23 protein-coding genes and 1 pseudogene are annotated in these 21,511 nt (G+C 48.7%); 5 read left to right on the forward strand and 19 right to left on the reverse strand.

The features are described from left to right. Positions 1 to 72: 72 nt before the first annotated feature. From lipB to lpdA, 5 genes are all read right to left on the reverse strand, one after another. The gene (lipB, locus tag MRBLPE1_RS20760) at positions 73 to 780 is read right to left on the reverse strand and encodes a lipoyl(octanoyl) transferase LipB (protein WP_364149001.1); all 708 of its coding nucleotides are present in this window, start codon (positions 778 to 780) and stop codon (positions 73 to 75) included. A 17-nt stretch (positions 781 to 797) separates the two neighbouring features. Further along, positions 798 to 2,129 (reverse strand): dihydrolipoamide acetyltransferase family protein, encoded by a 1,332-nt coding sequence (locus MRBLPE1_RS20765; protein ID WP_364149003.1) that lies wholly within the window; start codon positions 2,127 to 2,129, stop codon positions 798 to 800. Positions 2,130 to 2,248: 119 nt separating this feature from the next. Continuing rightward, positions 2,249 to 3,232: an alpha-ketoacid dehydrogenase subunit beta gene (locus tag MRBLPE1_RS20770; protein ID WP_364149005.1), complete on the reverse strand. Its 984-nt coding sequence runs from the start codon at positions 3,230 to 3,232 to the stop codon at positions 2,249 to 2,251. Beyond that, positions 3,232 to 4,266 carry a thiamine pyrophosphate-dependent dehydrogenase E1 component subunit alpha gene (locus MRBLPE1_RS20775; protein WP_364149007.1) on the reverse strand — a complete coding sequence of 345 codons (1,035 nt, stop codon included), beginning with the start codon at positions 4,264 to 4,266 and terminating at the stop codon, positions 3,232 to 3,234. Before MRBLPE1_RS20775 ends, MRBLPE1_RS20770 begins: the two co-directional genes overlap by 1 nt. 99 nt (positions 4,267 to 4,365) lie before the next feature. Further along, a complete protein-coding gene (gene lpdA / locus MRBLPE1_RS20780; protein WP_364149009.1) occupies positions 4,366 to 5,793 on the reverse strand; it encodes a dihydrolipoyl dehydrogenase in 1,428 nt (475 codons plus the stop codon). A 219-nt stretch (positions 5,794 to 6,012) separates the two neighbouring features. Between lpdA and MRBLPE1_RS20785 the strand changes: the two genes are divergently transcribed. Next, positions 6,013 to 6,306, forward strand: coding sequence for a DUF2627 domain-containing protein (locus MRBLPE1_RS20785; RefSeq protein ID WP_308996699.1), 294 nt, complete (start codon positions 6,013 to 6,015; stop codon positions 6,304 to 6,306). Positions 6,307 to 6,397: 91 nt separating this feature from the next. Here MRBLPE1_RS20785 and coaD read toward each other — a convergent pair whose 3' ends face one another. Continuing rightward, positions 6,398 to 6,874 (reverse strand): pantetheine-phosphate adenylyltransferase, encoded by a 477-nt coding sequence (gene coaD, locus MRBLPE1_RS20790; protein ID WP_364149011.1) that lies wholly within the window; start codon positions 6,872 to 6,874, stop codon positions 6,398 to 6,400. Between the two features lie 136 nt (positions 6,875 to 7,010). Between coaD and MRBLPE1_RS20795 the strand changes: the two genes are divergently transcribed. Continuing rightward, on the forward strand, positions 7,011 to 7,178 hold the full coding sequence (locus tag MRBLPE1_RS20795; RefSeq protein WP_364149012.1) for a mechanosensitive ion channel protein MscL: 168 nt from the start codon (positions 7,011 to 7,013) through the stop codon (positions 7,176 to 7,178). 500 nt (positions 7,179 to 7,678) lie between these two features. Here the strand turns inward: MRBLPE1_RS20795 and MRBLPE1_RS20800 are convergent. Further along, a pseudogene (locus MRBLPE1_RS20800) lies at positions 7,679 to 7,876 on the reverse strand (sporulation initiation factor Spo0A C-terminal domain-containing protein); the annotation flags it as partial. 104 nt (positions 7,877 to 7,980) lie between these two features. Between MRBLPE1_RS20800 and MRBLPE1_RS20805 the strand changes: the two are divergent. The 3 genes from MRBLPE1_RS20805 (at position 7,981) to MRBLPE1_RS20815 (ending at position 11,245) form a co-directional block, all read left to right on the forward strand. Next, complete coding sequence (locus MRBLPE1_RS20805; protein WP_364149014.1) at positions 7,981 to 9,012, forward strand: tyrosine-type recombinase/integrase; 1,032 nt, start codon at positions 7,981 to 7,983, stop codon at positions 9,010 to 9,012. 146 nt (positions 9,013 to 9,158) lie between these two features. Then, entirely contained in the window at positions 9,159 to 9,953 is a 795-nt protein-coding gene (locus MRBLPE1_RS20810; protein ID WP_364149016.1) for an excalibur calcium-binding domain-containing protein, read from the forward strand. 314 nt (positions 9,954 to 10,267) lie between these two features. Then, on the forward strand, positions 10,268 to 11,245 hold the full coding sequence (locus MRBLPE1_RS20815) for a hypothetical protein (protein WP_364149018.1): 978 nt from the start codon (positions 10,268 to 10,270) through the stop codon (positions 11,243 to 11,245). 51 nt (positions 11,246 to 11,296) lie between these two features. On the opposite strand, the gene MRBLPE1_RS20820 is transcribed toward MRBLPE1_RS20815, so the two are convergent. The 12 genes from MRBLPE1_RS20820 to MRBLPE1_RS20875 are packed head-to-tail and all read right to left on the reverse strand — an operon-like array spanning position 11,297 to position 21,463. After that, entirely contained in the window at positions 11,297 to 12,796 is a 1,500-nt protein-coding gene (locus MRBLPE1_RS20820; protein WP_364149020.1) for an N-acetylmuramoyl-L-alanine amidase, read from the reverse strand. Further along, the gene (locus MRBLPE1_RS20825; RefSeq protein WP_364149021.1) at positions 12,774 to 13,199 is read right to left on the reverse strand and encodes a phage holin family protein; all 426 of its coding nucleotides are present in this window, start codon (positions 13,197 to 13,199) and stop codon (positions 12,774 to 12,776) included. Before MRBLPE1_RS20825 ends, MRBLPE1_RS20820 begins: the two co-directional genes overlap by 23 nt. Beyond that, positions 13,196 to 13,375, reverse strand: a complete 180-nt coding sequence (locus tag MRBLPE1_RS20830; protein ID WP_364149023.1) for a hypothetical protein — start codon at positions 13,373 to 13,375, stop codon at positions 13,196 to 13,198. The genes MRBLPE1_RS20825 and MRBLPE1_RS20830 overlap by 4 nt, the downstream gene beginning before the upstream one ends. Further along, positions 13,375 to 13,719, reverse strand: a complete 345-nt coding sequence (locus tag MRBLPE1_RS20835) for a hypothetical protein (protein ID WP_364149025.1) — start codon at positions 13,717 to 13,719, stop codon at positions 13,375 to 13,377. The genes MRBLPE1_RS20830 and MRBLPE1_RS20835 overlap by 1 nt, the downstream gene beginning before the upstream one ends. A gap of 12 nt (positions 13,720 to 13,731) precedes the next feature. After that, the gene (locus tag MRBLPE1_RS20840) at positions 13,732 to 14,514 is read right to left on the reverse strand and encodes a hypothetical protein (protein ID WP_364149027.1); all 783 of its coding nucleotides are present in this window, start codon (positions 14,512 to 14,514) and stop codon (positions 13,732 to 13,734) included. 1 nt (position 14,515) lies between these two features. Further along, complete coding sequence (locus tag MRBLPE1_RS20845; protein WP_364149028.1) at positions 14,516 to 16,084, reverse strand: putative phage tail protein; 1,569 nt, start codon at positions 16,082 to 16,084, stop codon at positions 14,516 to 14,518. Beyond that, complete coding sequence (locus MRBLPE1_RS20850) at positions 16,084 to 17,136, reverse strand: baseplate J/gp47 family protein (RefSeq protein WP_364149030.1); 1,053 nt, start codon at positions 17,134 to 17,136, stop codon at positions 16,084 to 16,086. The genes MRBLPE1_RS20845 and MRBLPE1_RS20850 overlap by 1 nt, the downstream gene beginning before the upstream one ends. Beyond that, positions 17,136 to 17,540, reverse strand: a complete 405-nt coding sequence (locus MRBLPE1_RS20855) for a DUF2634 domain-containing protein (RefSeq protein WP_364149031.1) — start codon at positions 17,538 to 17,540, stop codon at positions 17,136 to 17,138. The genes MRBLPE1_RS20850 and MRBLPE1_RS20855 overlap by 1 nt, the downstream gene beginning before the upstream one ends. Beyond that, the gene (locus MRBLPE1_RS20860; protein ID WP_364149033.1) at positions 17,540 to 17,887 is read right to left on the reverse strand and encodes a DUF2577 domain-containing protein; all 348 of its coding nucleotides are present in this window, start codon (positions 17,885 to 17,887) and stop codon (positions 17,540 to 17,542) included. The genes MRBLPE1_RS20855 and MRBLPE1_RS20860 overlap by 1 nt, the downstream gene beginning before the upstream one ends. Then, complete coding sequence (locus tag MRBLPE1_RS20865; protein WP_364149035.1) at positions 17,872 to 18,921, reverse strand: XkdQ/YqbQ family protein; 1,050 nt, start codon at positions 18,919 to 18,921, stop codon at positions 17,872 to 17,874. The genes MRBLPE1_RS20860 and MRBLPE1_RS20865 overlap by 16 nt, the downstream gene beginning before the upstream one ends. Next, positions 18,918 to 19,583 carry a LysM peptidoglycan-binding domain-containing protein gene (locus tag MRBLPE1_RS20870; protein WP_364149037.1) on the reverse strand — a complete coding sequence of 222 codons (666 nt, stop codon included), beginning with the start codon at positions 19,581 to 19,583 and terminating at the stop codon, positions 18,918 to 18,920. Before MRBLPE1_RS20870 ends, MRBLPE1_RS20865 begins: the two co-directional genes overlap by 4 nt. Then, positions 19,583 to 21,463: a phage tail tape measure protein gene (locus MRBLPE1_RS20875; protein WP_364149038.1), complete on the reverse strand. Its 1,881-nt coding sequence runs from the start codon at positions 21,461 to 21,463 to the stop codon at positions 19,583 to 19,585. The genes MRBLPE1_RS20870 and MRBLPE1_RS20875 overlap by 1 nt, the downstream gene beginning before the upstream one ends. Between the last annotated feature and the right edge of the window lie 48 nt (positions 21,464 to 21,511).

Below are 21,511 nucleotides of genomic sequence, written 5' to 3' on the forward strand. Positions count from 1 at the left end.
TTGATTCGAATCGTTGCCATTTTAGTCGTAACCGCACTCATTGTAACAACATTGATGGCCGGTATTGGTTCGTTATTTCTTTATTAAATCCATTTCACAATTAAATTCGCTGACAAAATGAGGGAGCAGCTGCTTTGCCGCTTCCTCTACCGATAGCTCGAGACCCGTTAAATCATTGAACGAGGTTACGCCGAATTGTTGGATTCCGCAAGGGATGATCCCGCTAAAGCCCTCCTCAGCAATCCCTGATTTAATATTTAGCGCAAAGCCGTGGCTCGTAATAAAGCCGCGCCGCTTGCGCGCTTTGTTAAATTTCACGCCAATGGCTGCAATCTTGAGATTGCCTACCCACACTCCTGTATATTCCGGCTTTCTGCCGGCTTCTATACCATACTCGCTGAGCCAATTAATAATGACTTGCTCCAAGCTGCGCAAATAAGCATGCAAATCAAGACCTTCCGCTTCCAAATACAAAAGCGGATAACCCACCAGCTGACCTGGACCATGGTAGGTAATGTCTCCGCCGCGATCGATTTGGAACAAGGCAATCCCTCGTTCTTTTAGCTGCGCCTCATCGAGGAGCAAATGCTCCGGATGTTTGTCCGAGCCCATCGTATACGTAGGCGGATGCTGAAGAAGGAGCAGCGATTGCTCCCGCTCCTCCTGGTCTATTTGCTTCACGTATGCTTTTTGCAGCTCCCACGCCTGCGCGTATTCGAGCATGCCTATATAATGGGCATCCAGCCGTCTCAAGCTTATTGCGTTATCCGCTTCAGCCATGATGGTGTTCCCCTTTTCTAATACAATTTGCTTTCTAAATTAAAGCTCTCCAAATTATCCTTCACTCGCTGCAAGAAACGCCCGCAGATAACGCCGTCCAAAATCCGATGATCAAGAGACAGGCATAAATTCGCCATGGAACGAACCGCAATCATATCATTAATGACCACAGGACGCTTCACGATCGATTCAAACGTTAAAATAGCCGCCTGAGGGTAATTGATGATCGGATAGGATAAAATCGAACCGAACGAGCCTGTATTATTAACGGTAAACGTACCGCCTTGCATATCAGACAATGTCAGCTTGCCTTCTCTTGTCTTACGCGCAAGTTCTTCGATTTCTTTGGCGAGTCCCGCGACGTTTTTGTGATCGGCATTTTTGATAACGGGCGTAAGCACGGAATCTTCCGTTCCTACAGCGAGAGCGATATTGATATCGCGCTTAACGATAATCTTGTCTACCGCCCACATCGAATTCATGATCGGCACGTCTTTGATCGCATTCACGACAGCTTTGAGCAGGAAAGCTAAATAAGTTAGATTAATGCCCTCGCGCTTCATAAAGTCGTCTTTCAGTTTATTTCGGAGCAAAACAAGATTGGTGACATCCACTTCAATCATCGTCCAAGCATGCGGAATCTCACTCACGCTTTGTCTCATGTTGCGCGCTATCGTATTTCGAATAGGCGTTACATCGATGAAGTTATCGCCTCGGCCTGCACCTGAAGCGCCCTCCACTTCGATTTTCGGGAACCTTGGCGTTTCCGAAAAATGGAGTCCAGAGGAACGGACCTGTGCGGCTGCATCTACCGTCCGAGGCGCCTGCGCGGCGTTGTTTCCGCCTGATGTGTGAGTGCCTTTACCTGCTCCAGCCTCGATATAAGCAAGAACATCCTTCCGGGTAATGCGCCCGCCAAGCCCTGTTCCCGGGACATCCGTCAGGCGGATAGAGTGTTCGGCCGCCAGCTTCTGTACAGCCGGCGAGAATCGATTGCGCATAGGTGCGTCTTCCAATTCAGCACCGCCTGCTTGCTGGTTAGCAGCTTGAGCTGCTGAAACCGGCTTGCCGTCATCGGCTGCATTTGCAGCGCCAGCAACCGAGCCTTCCGTTTCGATAATGCAGATTGCCGAACCTACTGGCACGGTTTCGCCTTTGCCGACCAAAATTTCTACAAGCTTGCCAGCTACGGTAGAAGGTAATTCCGCATTTACTTTGTCGGTAATAATCTCACAGACAGGCTCATAAATATCGACCCAGTCGCCTGGCTGCTTCAGCCATTTATCAATGGTGGCCGATACGAGCGATTCCGCAAGCTGCGGCACGACGATTTCCGTCATTGTTTTCATGTTTCACATCTCCCTACTGGCGCCAGCGTAATCGGCAACCGCCGTCCTCTGGCGGCGCAGCATACGATTCGCGGTGACATTTATGCTTGGATATATTGGTTCCTATATCCCCTGGTATTCTAATATAGCGCTAGCTGACGCATCGCTTCTTTTACTTTTTCTTTATTGAGCATAAAAAATTTCTCGCCAGGCGGGTTGATCGGCATCGCAGGCACGTCAGGTCCGCAAAGCCTCATAATCGGAGAATCCAGCTCGTACAGCAGCTCTTCCGCTATAATCGCGGATACTTCCGCGCCAACGCCGCCTGTCTTATTATCTTCGTGGATAATAAGCACCTTGCCTGTTTTACGGACCGCTTCGAGTATACCTTCTTTATCAAGAGGCTGAAGCGTACGCAAATCGAGAATATGAGCGCTGATGCCTTCGCCCGCTAGTTCGGCAGCGGCCTGCTCGACAAAATGAAGCGGCAGGCTATAACCGATAACCGTGATGTCATCGCCTTCGCGAAGAACATTCGCTTTCCCGATCGGGACAATATAATCCTCATCGGGAACTTCTCCGGTGATGAGCTTATAGCATTTTTTATTTTCAAAATATAGCACGGGATCAGGATCGCGTACCGCGGCCTTCAGCAAACCTTTTGCGTCATACGCGCGGTAAGGCGCAACGATTTTCAAACCCGGTGTGCCGAAAAAGACGGACTCCGGACATTGCGAATGATACAGTCCGCCAAATACGCCTCCGCCAATCGGGGCACGGATAACAAGCGGACATGTCCAATCGTTATTTGAGCGGTAACGGATTTTGGCCGCTTCGCTAATAATTTGATTCGTCGCTGGGAACATGAAATCCGAATACTGCATTTCCGCTATCGGCTTCATTCCATACATTGCCGCACCGATGGCGACGCCTGCGATGGCTGACTCCGCTAACGGCGTATCAAGCGCACGCATCTCGCCGAACTGCTCTTGAAGCCCTTTCGTCGTCGTGAATACGCCGCCTTTCAGACCAACGTCTTCTCCGAGTACGAACACATCCTCGTCGCGCTGCATTTCTTCTTTCATTGCCTGCCGAATAGCGTCAATATATTCGATAACCGCCATTATTCCTTGCCTCCTTGCTCTGCATCATCCGCATAAACATGCAGCAATGTGGACTCCGGCGTCGGGAACGGCGCTTTATCGCCATATTCGGTAGCCTCGTCAAGCAGCTTGCGGATTTTGGCCAAAAGCTCCGTCTCAAGCTCCTCATTCCAAATACCGCAATCTATGAGGTATTGCTTATATTTAGGTATGCCGTCTTTCGCCCGATTGAGATCAACCTCTTCCTTCGTGCGGTAAGCAAGGTCATTATCCGATGTTGAATGCGGAGAGATCCGGTACATTAACGCCTCAATGAGGGTCGGACCCTCTCCTGCAATAGCGCGCTCGCGAGCTTCTTTAACGACACGGAAAACTTCCAGCGCATCGTTTCCGTCTACCTGGTAACCAGGGAAGCCATAGCCGATGGCACGGTCAGCAACCGTACCTGCAAGCTGCTTATGTATAGGCACCGATATGGCGTATTGATTATTTTCGCACATGAAAATAACAGGCAGCTTGTGTACGCCTGCAAAGTTGCAGCCCTCGTGGAAATCCCCCTGATTGCTTGAGCCTTCGCCGAAGGTCACGAAGCTGACGAGCGGATTGTTCTTCATTTTCGCCGCAAGAGCTATTCCTACCGCATGAGGAACCTGCGTCGTTACCGGGCTTGATCCCGTTACGATACGAAGCTTCTTGGACCCGAAGTGGCCCGGCATCTGGCGCCCGCCGCTATTAGGATCTTCGGCTTTCGCAAACACCGACAGCAATAAATCGCGCAGCGTCATTCCGACGGACAGCACAAAGCCATAATCGCGGTAATACGGTAAAAAATAATCATTTTCCCGATCGAGCGCATAAGCCGCGGCTACCTGCGCCACTTCTTGGCCAACGCCGGAAACGTGGAAATTAATTTTACCCGCGCGCTGCAGGAGCAGCATGCGCTCGTCAAACTTACGTGCTGTCACCATGGTTGCGTACATATCAATTGCTTGCTCATCGCTAAGCCCTAATTCCAAATGACGAACATTTTGCCCAGTGGAAGCAGATTGGGTCATAAGGTGTTCCTCCTTTTTTTAAGCTCTATTATAACCTGGTACTAAGACTTGATCATATACATTATAACTCCATTTGATTCAAAAAGAAAACAGTCTTCCTTAGAACGAAATTGCGTTGCCGTCAACCGCAAGCATAGCTTCTCCAAGCGCCTCTGCAAGCGTCGGATGCGGGTGAATCATTTGGCCGACCTCCCAAGGCGTCGCGTTCAGAACACTCGCCAGCGCCGCTTCAGATATTAAATCCGTTGCATGGGCTCCGATCATATGCACGCCGACGATATCATTAGTCTTCCGATCGGCTATTACTTTGACGAATCCGTCCTTCTCTCCCATAACAAGTGCCTTGCCGATCGCTTGGAACGGTATTTTACCCGTCTTGATATCATGGCCCTTCGCTCGCGCGCCATCCTCTGTTAATCCGTAGGAAGCAATTTCAGGACGCGAGTAAATGCATCTTGGAATAAGATGTGCTTCAACGGCTGCCGGCTTCTCCCCGCCAATGTGCTCAGCCGCGATTAATCCCTCATGTGCTGCGGCATGCGCAAGCTGCACTCCGCCAATCACATCCCCGATGGCATAAATATGCGGTTCGCTCGTTTGGCCGTAAGCATTGACTTCGATCATACCGTTTACCGTGCGGATGTCGGTATTTTCAAGACCGATGCCTTCAACATTCGCTTGGCGCCCGACAGAAACCAGCAGCTTCTCAGCCGTTAGCACGACATCACCGTCCGTAGTAGCAGCAACGATAGAAACCTCGCCGTTTTCACCTTTATATTGGTCAGTTTGCAGCTGTACGCCTGTTAGTATGCGTACTCCGCGCTTGCCAAGCAGCCTGGTCAACTCCGCAGAAACCTCGGTGTCTTCACCCGGCAGCAAGCGCGAGCCTGCTTCCACCAACGTCACCTGCACTCCGAAATCCTGAAGCATCGATGCCCATTCCACGCCGATTACGCCTCCGCCGACGATGATGATCGAGCTTGGCAGCTTGTCCATCACCAACGCTTCATCGCTCGACATGATATATTCGCCATCCGGCGTCAATCCAGGCAAATTGCGGGGTCTTGATCCCGTCGCGATGATGAGATTGGTTGATACGACCGACTCCATCTCCCCATCTGGCAGTTCGACTGCCAGCGAACCGCTGCGCGGCGAGAAAATGGAAGGGCCGATTACTCTTCCCTTCCCTTGAATGATTTGAATTCCGTTTTTCTTCATCAAGCTTTGAAGACCTCGGAACAATTGGTCCACGGTCTGCAGCTTGCGATCCTGAACCTTATCGAAATCCAATGAAACGGCTCCGTCTTCAACTTGTATGCCGTATGAGCTTGCTTCGAGCAAGGTAGAATACACTTCCGCGCTGCGGAGCAGCGATTTACTTGGAATACATCCTTTATGTAAGCAAGTTCCTCCGAGTTTGTCCATTTCTATAATCGCTACCGATTTGCCTAGTTGTGCTGCGCGAATGGCTGCCGTATATCCTCCTGGTCCGCCACCGAGTACAGCCACGTCTACCTGTATTGCCATAATATCATTCCCTCCGTCATTACCTTCGCTATATGCTGGTATTGCCTATTCTTTATTCGTTCCCTGATGTGCCCATTGGCATTGTAACATGACATTCATCCTTATTGTACCTGTTTTTACGGCCAAAGGCATCGTCGTTTTGCGAAATAGACACTCCCTGCGTAAAAAGGTATGATAGAACTAACTGTATATTTTGACCGATAAGGAGACACTGTATTTATGAAATTAGTAGCTGCCCGTTTTATTGCAATCCTCATGCTCGTTATTCCCGGACTGCTTGCTTGCTTTGGTTTTTTAAAAATGAAAGATTCCATATTCGTTTATTTTTCCGAATTTGGCGACACAACCATTACGCCGGATTTTGAATGGCTGAAATTTTTGCTAGGTTTTATCATGTTCGCTGCAGGCGCAGGCTTTATTGCCGGCTGGACCTTTTTCCGCGACCGCAAACGCAATTATGTCGCTCCCCGCTTCAAACAGAAGCGTCCTCGTCCGCCGAAGCCGCAAAGCTAGCATCATTAATTAAACCGCCAAGCTCGGATCTGTTATGATCCCTGATTGGCGGTTTTCTTTTGTTTTTATTTTCGTCCATGGTTAATCAACGTTAATCCACGAAATCAAGCATCTGCATATAAGCTTTGGGCACCATGTAGGTTGCCGCTAGCTCTGTTTTGTCTGACATCAGAAACATTCTGACTAACGAGCTGCTTGTTTGCATGTAATGCGTATATGGCGACAAATAAATCGTATCGGCCATCGTCGTATTTCGAATATATTGCTCAAGCTGCAGCTCATATTCAAGATCCGTAGCATTTCGGATCCCCCGAATTACAACGTTGATGTCATTCTTATTAATATAATCCGCCACGATTCCCTCATACGGAACAATTTGCAGCTTTTCATCCTGAGGAATAGACAAAGCTACCAGTTCGGTTCGCTGATCAATCGTAAAATGATGTTTTTTCGAGCGATTGTTAGCAACAATAATATGGACCTCGCTAAACAACTGGAAAGCCCTTTCGATAACAGAAACATGGCCAAGCGTTATGGGATCAAAGCTTCCTGCATATACCGCCTTCATCCTGCCACCCCTATTCGGTTAATTTACATTGCGATGATGCTTTATAAATAAGATTACATTTGTCAGCATTTCATTTTATGATGTCGAAATAGATCAGGGTTAAGATAAGACTATCATAAAAAGAAGAGGTGCTAAGATGACCATCGTATTCGACGTTACCGTAGACGGGAAAGTAAAAGAAACCATTCAGCCAAAGACACAGCGCTTAAAAGAAATCCATAGCTTTATCAAAGCAGAATCTACGGGTTTAATCAAGAAATATGGGAACAACGTTTATTTAAACCGTAGAGTTGTTTACAACTAAGGCATCCTAAGAGGGCCTTTTTTTTTGTTCCTCATAATCTGCAAAAAGAAAACCGAGACAATTTTTGTCTCGGCCTCAATCGTTAAAGCTTCAATTGCTGTACAGAACTATGTAATGTTGTTCGTTATTGGATTATCTTTAAAACCGTTTTCTGTTTTTTTGATTATCGCTAGTTACAATCCCCACAGCCACACCAAATGCGCCGCATGCAAACTCTCCTGCAGTTCCCCAACGTTATCCGTCGCTTCTTACACGCCGTCTCTCCTTAATGAAATTACTTCCGGCAACCTCGCCGACAACCAAGGATATCCATAAAAAATACCGCTGCTTCATCGGATTTTCTCAAACCCAATAAAATAGCGGTATTGTTTAAAAGGCCACAAAGAAGAAAATAGAATCGGTATCGTAACGAAATTTAGTATTTACCGTCAAATTTATTCTGACTGTAAACGCCTTCTAAAAATTCGAAACTCTTAACCGTTACGTTAATTTTCCCCCTCTCAGCTAACTTTATGTTCAATCCGCAGCTTATCAGCCACCATCGCAATGAACTCCGAATTCGTGGGCTTTGATTTGCTGATGTTGATGGTGTAACCGAACAAGTGAGAGATGCTGTCGATATTACCGCGCGTCCAAGCGACTTCGATCGCGTGACGGATTGCGCGTTCAACGCGGGATGGCGTTCGCACCCGAAACTTGACGCAAATTCATACGGTCAGCTTATCGCTATTGCAATAAACTTTTCACGCATAGTTTGTCGGAATGGTTAGCGTAAATTCATCGCTATTGAGGAGACCGATAAATGATACGTAATAATCCGAAGTTCACGTTTGCCTCCAAACGAGGCCGCAGCGTAAAATTTGATCTGGAAACGCAGATTGAGCGCTATCTACAAATTAAACGCACAGAGAAACGTTCACCGAAAACCGTAGATACCTACGCGCAGACATTAGCGCAATTTCGTAAATGGTATGAAGCGCGAACCGATGCCGAATTAAACTCAGATGTCATGCGCGAATTTATCCATTTCCTAACGTATGAGAAAGTAAGCTGGGACGATCACCCTACGAGTCCAAAAGGTAAAGTCGGACTGTCTCCGAGAACGGTTAATAACATCATCCGGAACATGAAGGTTTTCTTTAACTATTTAATGAAGGAACGCGTTATAACACACTCGCCATTAGACGTTATTAATTATCAAAAAGAAGAAAAAGAAACATTCGAATTATTTACGGATGAGGATGTACTCAAACTACTCTCTGCTCCGAATAGACGCGTCTACACTGGTCACAGAGACTATTGCATGATGCTCTTACTTATTGACGGCGGGCTCCGCATAAAAGAAATGACGAGTTTAAAGATATCTGATATTGATTTTAAACTGCGCCAAGTCACCGTTCGAGCTGAAGTATCCAAAACGAATACGACTCGTGTAATTCCGTTATCTCAACGTACAATTAAGGAGATCGAAAAACTTATCGAATATATGAACGTTGAGATGAACGATTATTTGTGGCTTACGCAGTTCGGAAACCGCTATTTCGGCGATACTTTCGCGAAGATGCTGAAGCTTTACGCGAAGCGAGTCGGAGTCACTGGTGCGCGCGTATCTCCGCATACCTTCCGTCACTATATGGCGGTTAAATTCTTACGTGGTGGCGGTGATCCGATCGCTCTAGCGCGTATACTAGGCCATACGTCGTTGAGTATGACGCAAGTTTACGTTAGATTTACCGGTATGGATTTACGTGAACAGCACGATAAGGCTTCGCCAGTTACGAGTCTACTCGACCAGGGTAACGAGAAGAAACGCGGTAAGCTACGATTTAACTAATTAGATTAAACGCCAACATCCGCAGAACATTTCGGTTGTTGGCGTTTTATTAATTCTATTGAACTAATATATAAGCAAGAAGTCGCATAAATATGTCGCCATATTTTTACTTCTATAGTAGAATGTTGTCGGAGGAGATGATTAGTATGATTTGGAAAGCAATAGGTTGGTTAGTGATTCCTTACATAATGTTATTTGTTTATTGGAAAAGGCTTACTAAACCTCTACGTTTATTTGGTGGTATTTGGGCACTAATCGCTATTATAGCGGTAATTTCAAACGGAGCAAGCCCGACTTCTACCGTTATTCAACAAACTGCAGTAAAAGAAGCGGAACCGACTGCTGTTGTAACTACGGCCACCTCTTTATCACCTTCACCGACGATAAAGGTAATTAGTGAACCAGTTATAGTAGATTTAACGTTCCCTTCGGATAGATTTCCGGAAACAGCTGCGCATATACGTAAAGCTATAAAGAATGGGGAATCTGCGATATGTACAATTGACCGGGCAGGAGCAGACGATAACCGCGACGAATCGTTAAAGAACGTTGATGTTAAATCTGGATATGATCGTGATGAGTGGCCAATGGCAATGTGCGCTGAAGGGGGAGCAGGTGCAGACATAGCGTATGTAACTCCGAAGGATAATCGAGGAGCTGGCTCATGGGTCGGTAATAAACTCGATGGATATGCGGACGGAATTAAGGTGCATTTCATAGTGCCCGAGGTGAAGGTAGCAATTGAAACTGTGGCACCAAAAACGCCAGAGCCTACGAATGAGCCAGTAAAAACACCTGAGCCTGTAATAGTAGAAGAAATAGTTTATTACGCGAGCTGTTCTGCTGTTCGTGATGCTGGCGCTGATCCAGTCTACGAAGGTGATCCAGGGTATAGCCGTAAGCTTGATCGTGACGGTGACGGCGTTGGATGTGAGAAATAGGAATTTTTAACGGTGGTGAGTAAGTGGGATACACATTAAGAGAAATTTTTGAATGGATACTAAAAGAATTGTTCGGTATTAGTTTAGCAACTTTGCTACCTGATAAGTTCCTAATAATATTCGGATTTATATTTTTTGGTTGTATACTATTGTATCTTGGATATTTTTCATTCAATTATTTTCGTATTCCTAAATGTACTCATCAAAGACGTGGTGTTTGTTATCAATGTAGTCCTTTAGAGATTGACTAATGAAAACGTAGTAATTTAAAAAGTGTACTTTTAAGTATTCATCAATCGGAGGGTATTAGAGAAATGAAAATCAAAATTTTATCTATTTTAATGCTTGTATTTATTTGGGTCCCTGCTTCTGTTGCATTCGCTGATGAGATATCAGGCCCTCAAGAAAATGGTATCACCGCTAAAGAAATCCAACAAATTATTGAGCAAAAACTTAAAGGAGTAATTCAGCAAGACGATTTAGAAAAAATTTTAGTAGAACAAAATATTCTCACAGAGAAAGAACTCAAAGATGAAATTATAAACATGCAAAAAGAAAAAATCGGGCTATTGCAAGGGAATATTTCATACTTAATTGGGCTGGTTGGTGCAATTATCGCTCTTTTAGCATTTGCAGGATGGTTATATTCAGGTGCCCTTAAAAGGGATTTTGCGAATAAAATAGAAAAGATGGAAAATTTACATGAGCAAATAAAAACTGATAAAGCTGATATAAAACGAATAGTGACTGATACTACTCATATTAGCACTGTATTGATAAATGACAGAGATTCATTAAAAGAAATGGAAAACAAAATGTCCAAAAGCAAAGATAGTTATAATGAATCTCTAGAAAAAATAAGATTCCTTAACAAAAAAATCATCATACAAGATTACAGATTTGAGAGATTAGTTAAATTCAACGATTTTTTAATTTCAAGAGAAAAAGTAAACAGTGCTATCAATGATTTATATTCAAGTGAGAACGATGCCTGGCTTGAAGAAGAAGGATTACTTTTAAAAGTTAATAAAATCGCAGATAGTGTTGTAAAGATGAAAGATGAAACCATTAAGGATAAATTAGGTTACTATATATCAAACTTACATGAAGAAGAGCAGAATGTTTTGAAAAGCCAACATAATGAACTGACTATCGAAGATCTAGATTCCGATTATGACTTATCGGATGATGCAGTATCCGCACTCACAGATTGGCAAGGTAACTACGACATAATAATTGATATTTGGGAAACATTTAAAGCATATAAATCCATGAATGATAAAAGTAAATAAATTTGTTTTTTATAATTGCCCGCGAACCGTTGTGGTTCGCGGGCTTTATTTTTATTTCGGTTGAAGTTCTGTAATCGTAACCGTCTTACTCGCGCCATCCCACGCAACACTCGCGCCGAGCGCTTCGGCCACCGCGCGCACCGGAACGTAAGTAACGCCGTCTTCGATTTTACCGTCCGCAATCTTCTTACCGTTAACGATTACGTTTACTTTATCGGCACTCACCGGTGCCACCTCCGCTTTCTTTTTCAGTGAAAAGACCTCCGCAATGCCCGTTACGATTGCCGCCGCGCATTTCTTACGGTAAGCATCCGTTTTGAGCAGCGCTGCCTCTTCCGTGTTCGACATAAATCCGCATTCCGCCAATATCGCGGGCATCTTCGTTTTATATACGACGGTGAAGTCCGCCTGCTTAACGCCGCGATCCTTACGTACTGTTGCGCCGATTAACGCGCGTTGAACTGCCGCCGCCATCTTAACGGAAGTCGCGGAAGGCTCCGTACATGTGAACGTTTCGATGCCGGCTGCCGTACTCCATGCGCTGCCTGCCGCATTTGCGTGTATCGATACGAATGCATCCGCGTCCCAATCGTTCGCAATCTTAACGCGTTCGCTTAACGGTACGTCGCGTGCGCCATCGTCAGCGTGCGTAAACTTCGTCACTACGTTTTCATACGCGGCAAGCCCATCTCGTACATAGCGCGCGACTACGCTGTTAAATGCGAACTCGCGCATCGAATCATCGGGGCATCGTTTACCGGCCGTTTCCGGACCGTGGCCTGCGTCGATTACGAGTTTTAACGTTGACGATGGCGTAACGACAACCGCCCTTTTCTTCGCAATCAACGCGCAACCGAGTCTCCGTTCGTTTTCGCGGTTCGACTTTTGGTTAACGACCGCACCGTTCGCGTACATAATTGATGAGCCTCCGCCGTCACCGCTTCCCGCGTTAACACACGATAATTGATCACGCATAACTACCGCAAGTTCTTCGAAGGTGAGTCCGAAATCATACTCGGTTCTACCGTCGGATACGACGAACACGACGTCCCCGTTACCGCGAGTACCCACCGCTGTACGCTGCGACCGGTCCGTCGCGCTAATACTTAACTGATCGCGCTTAAGACTTTCCGTTACAACAACACGACCGTCACGTAATAGTTCCGGTGAACATTGAACCGCGAACATAGGCGGATTAGTCGCGCTATAGTTACCGATTTTGTAACCGGCGATGTCGCGATAAAATTCGCATCGTCCCGTCGTCTTTGTAGTTTCGTACGACAACGGCGCACCCTCGATGATTGCATCGCCAAGGATAGCGCCGTCAGCTTCGTTTATATACGGAAAGTTAATTGCAAAATCCGCGTTGTATTCGCGCGCAAGTTCGGAAGGCTTTGCGCGAGTTCTTCCGACTGCAGTAACGTCATACTCCGCGATCGGTATGATTATATAACGGAGATCCGTCGCGCGTTTTGAGTAGTCACCGTCATAACGGGTTACTTTGCCGTTTGATACAGCGACCCTTATTTTATTTACCGTCAGTAACGTCATTGCTAACGCCGCCCTTCCCTTTCAACACCGTAATAACATCGCGTAGTTTTTCCGGCATAGGAAGACCGATGCGTCCGTAGTTCTCCGTTATGCTGATCAACTCGTTCGCGATGTAAAAGTAGACCGACGCCGTCATCGTAATATTATCGGAATCGAGCAGAATATCGAGCCTGTGCGCGAGTAAAATAACGAGTAGCATAAGGCCCTTTTTCGCCAGCCCAATCGAGCCGACTGCGCTATTCAATCCGCGCCCTTCCTTTACAGATGCGTACATTCCTGACGCGATGTCTACGCCAATTGCGCATAGCAAAAACGTCAGCGACTCGTGCCAGCCTCCGAATGCGAACGCAATAAAAGCGCCGACAACGCCAGCGCCTCCGTTTAGTATAGTTTGACCGTTCATTCCGCGATCATCTCCGTTTCTAAGTCCGGCCGTTTGGCGTAGACTTCCGTTAATACTTGTGCCGTATCTTCCGCGCTTAATCCGTACGATGCGACGATCTCGGTTACCGTGCCTTCACCGTAGCCATACTTCGTAATTGTTCCGTTAGCATAGATGCGTGCTTTGTACGCGGGCATTACGCAACACCTCCGAATAATTCGATAAGCGCAAGTTCGACGTCAGCTAAGCGTGTTTGGAGTGCGGCGTTTTCGGATTCTAGCGTTTCGATACGTTGCTCTTCTGCTGACTTCGGTGCTGGCGCATTTTCCGCGTCTGTTTCTTCTTGCGTCTTGTCGCGTTGTGTAACGTCAGTCAAAACGCCGTCAACGATATTGAGCGTATAGTACGGAAATAGCGCGATGACTTTTGCCGCTAATGCTGCGCCTTCCACCGTTGACTCATCGATATAATGCGAATCCGGATACGTGTCGGACGTCAGCCATGCGCCCGTTTCGTAGCCTCCGTTTGCGTGTACGATCATTTTACGGCCTCCTTATTTGAACGCGATATACGAATATATCTCGCCACTAAAATTCGTTCCCTCGACGTCGGTAGCATCGTAAACGACTGTGAATTTATTCGTCCCGATCGTCACCACATCATAGGTCGTATAACCCGCCGGCTGACCCGTTACAGCTAATCCGCCATACATATAAACGGTTCCAAGCGCGGTCACAAAGTTACTACCTCGCCGCATAACCAGAACAGCCGAAGGAGTAAACGGAAGAGCGATATCCCGCGTAACGGTGCCGTTACCTGTATACGTACCTGCAACGTAGGCTAATCCGTCTAGCTTCGATTTATCTGACGCACTCATAAGCCCGTTGGCACCCGGAGTCGCTACCGCAGTCGACGCTTTACCGTTCCACGTCGTTTTTTCAGCGTCAGTTACGAAGCGATTGCTCGCGTCTTGCGTGATAATTGACGGAGGGTGATTCGCGGGATGCGTATAGTTATTCGCACCGGTCGCTACGCCGTCAAGCTTCGTTTTATCTGTCGCGCTCATAAGTCCGTTAGCACCCGTTGTCGCAACGGATGTGGACGCCTTCGCATTCCACGTCGTCTTTTCTGTGTCCGTCACAAAGCGGTTACTTGCGTCTTGCGTAATAATGGACGGAGGGTGATTCGCCGGATGCACGTAGTTATTTGCTCCCGTTGCGATTCCGTCAAGCTTCGTTATTTTAACGTCAAGTAAATCGTCGTTGCGGTTCTGATTCGCAATCGTCGCGTTATCGGACGCTTCGACTTTCTTTATTCCGCTGGGTAGCGTTATCATATTACGGTCCCTCCCACGTTTCTATTGCGCCGAACGTTAAGCCGGCCGTTTCAATCGCGCCAAATGTGACGCCATAACCTTCGAGATCGCCGAACGTCTTATACGTAAACACGTAGCTGACCGCGAGATGCGCCGGTAAAGTTTCGCGTATAATCGTCTCCAAGTCCGCCAAGTTCGCGGGAATACCGAGCGTCGATACGAATTTGATGCCGACAGTGTACGCGGGCAAGTTTTCGAATGGCGTAGCGACGGTTCCGCGTTCGAGCTGCGGATTCGTAAACGTGAACGTCCCTAACGCAGACGTATTCGATAACACGACCTTAATGCGATCGGTGCCTGCCGGAGTAGTGAACGTTACGCTTCCTCTACCGATAGTTGCTGCGGAAATGTTCGCGCTTGCTAACGTAGCGTCTGCCGAGTTTTTAGACAAAACGTAGCCGTACGCGCCTGCGCTATCGTCAGTAAACGCGAAAGTATATTGCGTGTTTGGCAACGCAGTAACAGTAACGGAGCTTTCCTGGTTAGCGGCGGTTGCTCGCAGCGTCAATTCGTTCTCTGCCTGCGGAATACTGCCCGCTGCCATGTATACCTCAAGCTCGACGAAATCGGTGTTAATCGTCGATGCGGTTGTTCCGTTTGATGCCGGAGCGTCCGAGAGAAAACTAACAAAACCGTTCGCGTCGATAACCTCGTTCATTAACGTTGCTGTTTTTGACAGCTTCGCCACACTCGCGCCCGTATGATTAGCCGCTGAATACCATGTCCAGTTTCCAGTAGGTACGTACCATATGCGGAAGTTTGCCGAGTTCCCCGCCGGACCCGACCCGTACCCATGCCAGTTCCCCGTAAGCTTTGATACATTCGCCTTGAGCCACGCCACGCGCTCCGCAGTAGTCACCGCCGAACCGAAAACCCCGACGCCGTATGTGCGGATTACGTGTTCGATCAAATTGAATGAAGCTGAATGTTCAGCTTGGTTCCCATTCGCAGAAGTTGTTGTTGAATATAAAGAAGCATCCAAAACGCTAACCCGTCCGTATTCCGCTGTTGTTAACTCGTATGAAAAAGAAGAAGGCGCAAAAAGAGATGCTCCTGTAGCCGCTTTGAAGGTATGCGGATTTGCGACCGTACTCGCGCCAATCTTGCCTACAAAATTAGCCTGCTTCATGCGCGTGTTTTCGTGGAGCGTCCATCCGCTATTAAACGGAGGCAGCATATTCGTACCGCTCTCCGTTACCTCGACTTGACCGTTCGCATACGCCTCGGCCACGCTTTTAATCGACGCAGTTGTCACCGTACCGACTCCGCGCAGCTTCGATTTAATCACGCTCCGCCGCTGATCGATCGGCTTTAATTCGTCCGGCGTAATCCCGAATATACGCTCCCACCGCGCGAGCCCCCACGTAGCCGTATCGACGTACATTTGCGCGAGTACATCGTAAGCATCCGCATTAATCTGCGCGGATTCCGTTGCTTCGCGGTCGATTATGTTCGTCGCGACCGGAATGTCGCCGTAATAGCGCGGCAAGTAATCGTTCATGTCGCGCTGAATTTCCGTTAAACTACGCATTACGTAGTCACCACCGTTCCGAGTACCGCTACGCTTCCGTCTGCAATTACGATGTTCGAAGTGCCGCTGTTAACGGTTAGCGTCGTATAGTCGACTACGCCAGCCGCGTCCAGGATTACGTTAGCAATCTGCGTATAGCGAACCGTCGCATCCGTAAACGCGAGCGTCTTCAGATACGCGCGCACTCCGTTCTCAATCTCCGTTCTGACGCCGGCCAATGTTGCGCCTGATGCGAGCGTCACGTCTACGCTGACATTTATCGCGACTTCCGTTGCACCGACGACCGTTACCGTCGCGCCAATCGGACGCACGCTTTCGATATACGTTGTGGCCGCCGTCACTACCGCGCTGTCAGGCGCCGTCTTATCCGCGTCGAGGAGCACTACCTTAACCGTGCCCGCGCCGGACCATATCGGGTACACTTTCGCGTCAGATACGCCGGTCACTTCGAGCGCCCACTGACGGTATTGCGCCGCGTTGCCCGACGTTGCCGGCCTTTGTGCACGTTCCAAAATCCGCCCTCTTAACGCGTCATCCGTTTCCGTGTCCGCACCGCCAACGAAGTTAAATGCGTTCGCCACCGTTACAACTCCGACGAGGTTTCCGACTACGAGATTGACCGCGCCAATACTTACGTTTCCGGACTCGCCGGCTTCGGATGCTTCGGCCGCTACCGTTACCGAGCCGCCGGAAACCGTGCCCGCCGTAGTCGTAACGAAATAGACCGGCTCGCTTCCGCTAGTTACCGCGCGTGTGCCGATCGGAATCACCGTTCCATTTGCGCCGCTGAACGTGAGCGCTCCGATTGACTTCGCCGCCGCCTTGCGCGTAACGCCGTACTCTGACGCGGCCGAATCGAGATAAGCTCCGTACGTCGTATCGACAAATCCGAAGTTGAGTACGTTGTCGAGTTCGATATAGGCAAGCGCGAGTTCAATCGCAGCCGGCGAAAGTAAATCGTAGGTGGGCGCACCGGCCCGCTTATCGATATCTGCAGGACTCGCGTCGAGCATCCGCTGCAGGATCGCCGCCTTCGTTTGTGCTTCGTACATTAAACCGCCACCTCCTCCGTGATAGTGCTACCGCCGATCGACGTTACATCGAACGTAACAAAACAAGCGTCGGCACTCCGTGTGATTACGAAGTTGTCGACGCTTGTTACGCGGTCATCATATATTAGTGCTTCGCGTACCATACGCACGATCTCAACGTCAAATAGCGCGTTGTTCACGTTCTGTCCGATAAGCGTTTCGATTTCGTTTCCGTATTGATTATCGTAAATAAGATACGTTGACCGCGCCGTCAGCAACGCCTTCCGTACGAATTGCCGGAGCGCATCGTCGCCGTCGACTGTTGAGCGCATAGCCGTCGTAAATAAATCGTACGTGCGGCTCGGCTGGCTGACGGGCGCAGACGTATCAACACGATTGTCTTGCGCGATAGGACTTAACGCCATTAAAACGCCTCCTTTGTCCCGACTCGGTCTAGTATAACGTAGGCCTGCCCGTCGTTAATCTGCGCAACAATAACGCGGGCCCCTACGGTTAAAACGGAGTCGACGACCATTTCTGATGCGGCCCCTCCGTTAATGGAGACGGTGCGCGTATGCTCCGTTAGGTGCTCGGCGACTACGCAATCGTCCGCGTCGAGTTCGATTTTCATGCCGTCGACAAGAACGCTGAAGGACGGAGCGGCTGACATAATAGTACCGAACTCGATGCGCGTATCCGTGTTAGCGCCGACGCGTTTTATGAGATTACGGAGCTTAGTGCCCGCGCTTCCTTCGTTTAATAGTTCAGCCAATACTTCCAGTCCCCCTCCGCTACCTTCTTCGTCTTCTTCTCCGGTTCAGTCGGCGGAACGTACTCAAGCGTAGGCAAATCATCCGTTGCGCTAAGCGTTAATGACATCGTGTGCATACCGTTCGAATACGTGTGCGTGTCGCTACTTACGTAATAGTTTCCGGTGATTCCCGTCATCGCGTCATAAACATATACGGAAACTCCCGCGTAAGTATCGTTGTAGCCTAGCGCGGTTATAGAGGCTTCGTCATCAATTACGTTTAGATCGCGCAATAACTGATCCGCGAGCTGCCGAATTTCAGCCGTTTTCGCTTCGCTATCCGCGCGCTCTAAATGCTGCATCGTTCCGTAACGCGCTGCCGATACGCTATTACTTGCGGACGCGATTATCGGGGCTTCTTCCTTGCCGCCAATAACGCGGACTTGATTGCGAAGGTCCTCGATAGACTGCGAATAGGATGCCGTCTGCAGATTCGATGTGCTTTCGAGTAGATACGTAGCTTTACGATCGCGTCGCTCCGCCAAGTTTAAGCGGCCTCCGCTCGCGTATACAAAATAGCGGCGTCCCGTCTGTTTACGTGTAACCGTAAGCGCGGTCGTTATCATATTCCATAACGTCATGTCGCGCAGAATTAACTTCGGTATAACGTAATTCGTGTCCGCGATAGTACCGACGGCGACTCCGAACTCCGTACATAGCTGGCGTACAATTTGCGAAGCCGTTACGTTTGAGAATTTACGCGTATCCGTATTTTTCGTCAGATACACGCTCTCGTCGTACGCAGTCAACCGCATATTACCGGAATGGTCCACGTCACTACGGAAAATGATGCCGCGGAATATCTCGGCACCTTCCGAATAGAAACGTAGCTCGCGCCCGACTTCGAAGTTAGTCACGCGAGTCTTTCCGTCTAGCGTATTGAGTAGCGAGATATTCAACGTTCGGTACGCCTGTTTCACGTCTCCGGACCACTCTACGTCCTGTACGATCTCCTCGATGTACGTGTCACCGTTATATAGAACGCGTATATTCATCGCGGGATCACCAACCGTTGGCCCGCGCTGATGAGATTCGGATTAGCACCGATTATCTTCTTATTCGCGTTGTATATCGTCCGCCATTTATCGCCGTCTCCGTACATACGCTGCGAAATCTTCCATAGCGAGTCGCCGGACTTAACAACGTACGTCGTCGGTTTGGCTTCCGTATCTGGACGCGAAGTAGTCATCGACGCGACAACGGTTTTAGTCGGCTCGTAATGCAGCGGCCTAACGTTGACGAATACGTGCTCTTTCAGCGTGATATCGAAGTAGATATCGCCGGGGCTACCGCCGCGCTCCGGTTCGTAATTAAACGCCCGAATCGTAACCGCGTAGTTAATCGGCGTACCCGTTACCGCTAGGCGAATCGGAGAGCCGATTCGCATCCACCGTTTTAGAGTATTAACGCAATCCCACGGGTCCGGCAACGGAGTATACGCGCAATAGGACGGATTGTAGTCGCGCGGAAAGAACGAAGAAAACGTAAACTCCGATGACTTGCGCTTGCCAATTACGGTATACTCGCCGAGCTGCGCGGCCTCTACGTCCTGGTAGCCGTGCGTATCCGAAATCTTTATTGACTCCGGATTAACGGGAAGCCACAGACGTTCGCGTCCGTTATCGAACGAGAGGTGAAACTGTATCGGATTCGCCATTATGCGCCTGCACCTCCCATTGCGTTGTCGGCTCCGTTAATTAGACGGTAGAGCTGCGTCGCGATATCGTTAATATCCGAGTCTTGGCGCACGACGACGCCGTTCATGTTAATCGTGACACCTCCGCCAGAACCGCCGTTACGGTGGATACGCGCTTCGCCGCGAGTGAGGACCGTTTCGTCACGGTGTAGCATCGCCGGCATCGTTTTAGGTACGCGGTCGATACCTCCGGACAATTTCGGCATAATGGACGTTGACCCGCGCTGGCTAATTGGGGTTGATGCAGTTTCCCAAGCGCGTTTAATATCTGATTCGTCAGGAGGTTTAACGGGACTTCCTTTAGGGGCGTCTTTTGTTCCGATATCAACACCAATTGCCTTCCAGCCTTTCTTCAGGTATTCTGGCGTGAACATGTCTTGTGCTTTGAAAACCCATCCAAGTGATTTTGATTCGCGCATACCATCAACAATACCCGACATTAAGCCCACACCGATATCGAGTCCGATTGCTGTAATCGTATCCACAGAGTTTTCCAACGAAGCTAGTAGCGTTTTCGTGATATTCTCGGATACCGCCGTAAACGTTGCCTGACCGGAACTCGCCCACCACGTATCGAACACGCCTTTAATATCCGCGGCTACGACTTTCACTTTATCCGCAAAGTTTAGCGCCATGAAATCGTCGTTCTCGAAATAATTCGTATTGATGAACGTACGCAACTTCTCCATAGCCGTCGACATTGCCTCTGTAATTTGCGGAGTATACTTCTCGACCGCGTCAGCCGCCATCGTTGCGAAGTCCTTAATAATAGGCATCGTCGGAAGTAGCGCCGCAATTTGTAACGTCTCGATCGCACCTTTAAACTGTTCAACCGCACCTGCCGCGTTATCCATCTTCTTCTTCGCGACATCGAGCGCCGTCACTTTCGACATCTCCGAACGGAATTTCTTAACGCCATCAGCGCCTTCGTTATAGAGGATATTACCGGCGCGCACCGCATCTGATCCGAAGATCATTTCCAACGTGAGCGACCGTTGTTGATTCGTAAGTTTGCTTAACGATTTACGCAACGTACCGGAGATATCGTCGATTGATTTAATATTACCGTTCGCATCGTAAAAGGCGTTCGAACCTTTCGCAGTCATGAGTCCGAGTTTCTTAAATAGCGTGATTTGATCCTTCGTCGTTGGCTGCAGATTCGATAACATCGTTTTCAGCGACGTACCCGCATCGGAGCCTTTGATTCCGTTATTCGCGAATAAGCCGAGCGCCACGTTCGTATCTTCAAACGTCATTCCAACGCCAGATGCGACCGCGGAAACCGAAGCCAGCGCGTATTTCAATTCGTCAACGCCCGTAGCTGATGCGTTAGCCGTGCCCGCGAGTATATTCGATGCTTTCGCTGCGCTAAGTCCGTCCTTTTTATACGAGTTCAACGCGGTCGACATAATCTCCGCTGCGTCCGCGAGTTCAAGTCCGCCGGCCGTCGCCAAGTTAAGCGCCGCTTCAAGTCCGCCCGCCTGTACGGTTGCTGGCGTTAAGCCCGCTTTCAGTAGTTCCTCGATACCTTGCGCAGCCTCTAACGCGTTATATTTAGTGCTTGCGCCCATCTTAAGAGCGAGCGCCTGCATCTTCGCCATCTCTTCGTTGCTCGCGCCGGTTAGCGCCTGGATTGACGATATTTGCGATTCGAAGTTCATCGCCTTCTTAATCGAATCGGACGCGACTGCAACCGCTGATACTCCGGCCGTCAACGCTCCGAGCGCCGCACCGACTCCGGTAATCTTCGCGCCGAATCCGACCATGTTTGACGTTGCTCTGCGTAGTGGCCGCGACATATCGTCGACTAAACGTAACCGCGCTAATAGGTCGAATGCCATTATTTCGCCCTCCTTTCCGCTTCCTTACGGTCCTTTAATTCCTGCGCA

The sequence above is a fragment of the Paenibacillus sp. LPE1-1-1.1 genome, assembly GCF_040676435.1.
GTDB lineage: Bacteria > Bacillota > Bacilli > Paenibacillales > Paenibacillaceae > Pristimantibacillus.

What these genes read in the sequence shown, in the direction of transcription:
- lipB (WP_364149001.1), bottom strand. Translation starts at nt 780, where the DNA reads ATGGCTGAAGCGGATAACGCAATAAGCTTGAGACGGCTGGATGCCCAT.
- MRBLPE1_RS20765 (WP_364149003.1), bottom strand. Translation starts at nt 2,129, where the DNA reads ATGAAAACAATGACGGAAATCGTCGTGCCGCAGCTTGCGGAATCGCTC.
- MRBLPE1_RS20770 (WP_364149005.1), bottom strand. Translation starts at nt 3,232, where the DNA reads ATGGCGGTTATCGAATATATTGACGCTATTCGGCAGGCAATGAAAGAA.
- MRBLPE1_RS20775 (WP_364149007.1), bottom strand. Translation starts at nt 4,266, where the DNA reads ATGACCCAATCTGCTTCCACTGGGCAAAATGTTCGTCATTTGGAATTA.
- lpdA (WP_364149009.1), bottom strand. Translation starts at nt 5,793, where the DNA reads ATGGCAATACAGGTAGACGTGGCTGTACTCGGTGGCGGACCAGGAGGA.
- MRBLPE1_RS20785 (WP_308996699.1), top strand. Translation starts at nt 6,013, where the DNA reads ATGAAATTAGTAGCTGCCCGTTTTATTGCAATCCTCATGCTCGTTATT.
- coaD (WP_364149011.1), bottom strand. Translation starts at nt 6,874, where the DNA reads ATGAAGGCGGTATATGCAGGAAGCTTTGATCCCATAACGCTTGGCCAT.
- MRBLPE1_RS20795 (WP_364149012.1), top strand. Translation starts at nt 7,011, where the DNA reads ATGACCATCGTATTCGACGTTACCGTAGACGGGAAAGTAAAAGAAACC.
- MRBLPE1_RS20805 (WP_364149014.1), top strand. Translation starts at nt 7,981, where the DNA reads ATGATACGTAATAATCCGAAGTTCACGTTTGCCTCCAAACGAGGCCGC.
- MRBLPE1_RS20810 (WP_364149016.1), top strand. Translation starts at nt 9,159, where the DNA reads ATGATTTGGAAAGCAATAGGTTGGTTAGTGATTCCTTACATAATGTTA.
- MRBLPE1_RS20815 (WP_364149018.1), top strand. Translation starts at nt 10,268, where the DNA reads ATGAAAATCAAAATTTTATCTATTTTAATGCTTGTATTTATTTGGGTC.
- MRBLPE1_RS20820 (WP_364149020.1), bottom strand. Translation starts at nt 12,796, where the DNA reads ATGACGTTACTGACGGTAAATAAAATAAGGGTCGCTGTATCAAACGGC.
- MRBLPE1_RS20825 (WP_364149021.1), bottom strand. Translation starts at nt 13,199, where the DNA reads ATGAACGGTCAAACTATACTAAACGGAGGCGCTGGCGTTGTCGGCGCT.
- MRBLPE1_RS20830 (WP_364149023.1), bottom strand. Translation starts at nt 13,375, where the DNA reads ATGCCCGCGTACAAAGCACGCATCTATGCTAACGGAACAATTACGAAG.
- MRBLPE1_RS20835 (WP_364149025.1), bottom strand. Translation starts at nt 13,719, where the DNA reads ATGATCGTACACGCAAACGGAGGCTACGAAACGGGCGCATGGCTGACG.
- MRBLPE1_RS20840 (WP_364149027.1), bottom strand. Translation starts at nt 14,514, where the DNA reads ATGATAACGCTACCCAGCGGAATAAAGAAAGTCGAAGCGTCCGATAAC.
- MRBLPE1_RS20845 (WP_364149028.1), bottom strand. Translation starts at nt 16,084, where the DNA reads ATGCGTAGTTTAACGGAAATTCAGCGCGACATGAACGATTACTTGCCG.
- MRBLPE1_RS20850 (WP_364149030.1), bottom strand. Translation starts at nt 17,136, where the DNA reads ATGTACGAAGCACAAACGAAGGCGGCGATCCTGCAGCGGATGCTCGAC.
- MRBLPE1_RS20855 (WP_364149031.1), bottom strand. Translation starts at nt 17,540, where the DNA reads ATGGCGTTAAGTCCTATCGCGCAAGACAATCGTGTTGATACGTCTGCG.
- MRBLPE1_RS20865 (WP_364149035.1), bottom strand. Translation starts at nt 18,921, where the DNA reads ATGAATATACGCGTTCTATATAACGGTGACACGTACATCGAGGAGATC.
- MRBLPE1_RS20870 (WP_364149037.1), bottom strand. Translation starts at nt 19,583, where the DNA reads ATGGCGAATCCGATACAGTTTCACCTCTCGTTCGATAACGGACGCGAA.
- MRBLPE1_RS20875 (WP_364149038.1), bottom strand. Translation starts at nt 21,463, where the DNA reads ATGGCATTCGACCTATTAGCGCGGTTACGTTTAGTCGACGATATGTCG.